The following is a 446-nucleotide window of genomic DNA, read 5'->3' as shown; positions in this document are numbered from 1 at the left end:
GTAAGGGTGTGCATTCCGAATGGAAATGCACACCTTTCAGCCGTTACGCAGCGACGACTTCTGCCGGCTCAAAACTGTCCGCCCGCGCCATCTGCCACATCCGCGAATAGAACTCGCCATTCACTTCGCCAGTAAGCAATTCCCCCGGTTTCAGAAACACATGCAGCTGCGAGAACAGTTTGATCTCGGTTGCCGACATGCGACGCACCAGATGCTTGGCCGACAGTTGCGATGGATGATCGAGCCCGGCAGCAGCGAGCATCTCCGCCAGCGCTTTGAGTGTGCTGCGATGGAAGTTGTAGACGCGATCGGCCTTGTCCGGCACGACGAGCGCGCGCTGGCGCACCGGGTCCTGCGTCGCGACGCCCGTCGGGCAGCGGTCGGTGTGGCAGTGCTGCGCCTGGATGCAGCCGACCGCGAACATGAAGCCGCGCGCGGAGTTCACC

1 protein-coding gene is annotated in these 446 nt (G+C 62.1%); it reads right to left on the bottom strand.

From position 1 onward, the window contains the following. Positions 1-43 precede the first annotated feature (43 nt). Positions 44-446 (bottom strand): glutamate synthase-related protein (locus J5M71_RS28480; RefSeq protein WP_243434400.1); only part of this gene is annotated, 403 nt, incomplete at its 5' end.

The organism is Pseudomonas sp. 43(2021) (assembly GCF_017490805.1).
In the GTDB taxonomy this organism is placed as follows: domain Bacteria; phylum Pseudomonadota; class Gammaproteobacteria; order Pseudomonadales; family Pseudomonadaceae; genus Aquipseudomonas.
The sequence above is the reverse complement of the archived record's forward strand: the minus strand, read 5'-3'. Positions and strand labels throughout refer to the sequence as shown.